Origin of the sequence: Thauera aromatica, from assembly GCF_023093595.1 — a bacterium.
GTDB classification, from domain to species: Bacteria; Pseudomonadota; Gammaproteobacteria; order Burkholderiales; family Rhodocyclaceae; genus Thauera; species Thauera aromatica_A.
This window is the reverse complement of sequence record NZ_JALLIK010000033.1, coordinates 1-1,602: the sequence shown is the minus strand read 5'-3', so window position 1 is coordinate 1,602 and position 1,602 is coordinate 1. Positions and strand designations below refer to the sequence as shown.

General features: G+C 62.4%; 1 protein-coding gene. It reads left to right on the top strand.

Features of this window, described 5'->3' with window-relative positions:
* Positions 1–237: 237 nt before the first annotated feature.
* A complete protein-coding gene (locus tag MXC99_RS00405) occupies positions 238–1,260 on the top strand; it encodes a TRAP transporter substrate-binding protein (RefSeq protein WP_247723671.1) in 1,023 nt (340 codons plus the stop codon).
* The last annotated feature ends 342 nt before the right edge of the window (positions 1,261–1,602 follow it).

Sequence of the window (1,602 nt, the reverse complement as noted above, 5' to 3'; positions counted from 1 at the left end):
CGCTCGGATCTCCTGTAGCAATTCCGTCCGTCTCATCGCCACCTCCTTGGTGAACAATGAAACCGGACAGATCACGTGCTACAAGTCCGGACAGTTTATGTGCTCCCTACACTCGTTTCGCGCGTGCTTGCGGGAGGAGGAGGGGTGCGTATAATCGATGAACCGTCGGCAATGAACCGTCGTTCATGAAAAACCGGCGGGCGTATTACCCAAATATAATTAGAGGAGACTTCGGTGATGCTTCGTAAACTTGCTTTCGGGCTGGCCGCCACGGCCGTGATGTCCTCCGCACAGGCGCAGGAGGTGGTGCTGAAGGTCGCACACTTCCTGCCGCCGATGTCGAACATGCATGCCGGTTTCATCGTGCCGTGGTGCGACAAGATCGAAGCCGAGTCGAAAGGGCGGATGAAGTGCCAGATCTATCCGGCGATGCAGCTCGGGGGCACCCCGCCGCAACTGCTCAACCAGGTGCGCGACGGCGTCGCCGACATCGTGTGGACGATCCCCGGCTACACCCCGGGGCGCTTCCCGGTCTCCGAAGTGTTCGAACTGCCGTTCGTCACCACCACGCACGAAGCGACGGCGCGGGCGGTGTGGGACTTCATCGACGAAAACGCCGCCAGCGAATTCGAGGGCCTCAAGCGCATCGCGAACTGGGTCGTCGGCCCCTACGTGATCCATCTGCGCGACAAGGAGCTGAAGACCCTCGAGGATTTCCGCGGCATGAAGATCCGCGCCCCGTCGCGGCTGGGCAACCGCATGCTGACCGTGCTCGGTGCCACCCCGGTGGGGATGCCGGTGCCGCAGATCGCCGAATCGCTGTCGCGTGGCGTCATCGATGCGGCGATCGTGCCCTGGGAAGTCGTCCCGGCGACCAAGACCCACGAGCTGACCAAGTACCATGCCGAAGTCAGCGGCGGCTACTCGCTGACCACGGCGACCTCGATCTACGTGATGAACCAGAAGAAGTACGACAGCCTGCCGGCCGATCTGAAAAAGATCATCGACGACAACAGCGGGCGTGAAACCTCGGCCCTGGCCGCGACGGCGTTCAGGAAGGGCGACGAAGGCGGGCGTGCGGCGGCGAGCAACCGCGGCAATCAGATCAACCAGATCCCGCCCGAGGAAGTCGAGCGCTGGAAGAAGGCCGTGCAGCCGGTGACCGATGAATGGATCGCGGATGTCACGAGCAAGGGTTACGACGGCCGGAAACTGTACGACCGCGCAACCGAGCTGGTGAAGCAGTACTCCAAGAACTGAACGCCGTATCTGGCGGAAATCGGCCGGGGCCAGTGAGGCCCCGGCCGATTCTTTTGCGCCGCTTCCTGCGCTCCGGCGGCGACCGGGAGGCGCCGCCGGGCAGCGTGGAGACGGCCGGAACCCCCGATCGATCGGGGGAAGTGCGCCTGCCGCAACGAGCTCTCCGCTATCGCTGCGGGAGCGTTCGTCCCGGAGTGGAACGCGCTTGCAGTGGAAAAGGTGTTGCGTATAATGAACCTAGAAACCTCAGTTGGTGAGGTGCAGTTTGCCCGTAATACTGGCAGGCTAAGGGTTTGGCGTTGATCAAGGAAGTCACCCGATGGGTGAGTCGAAATTGAAGCG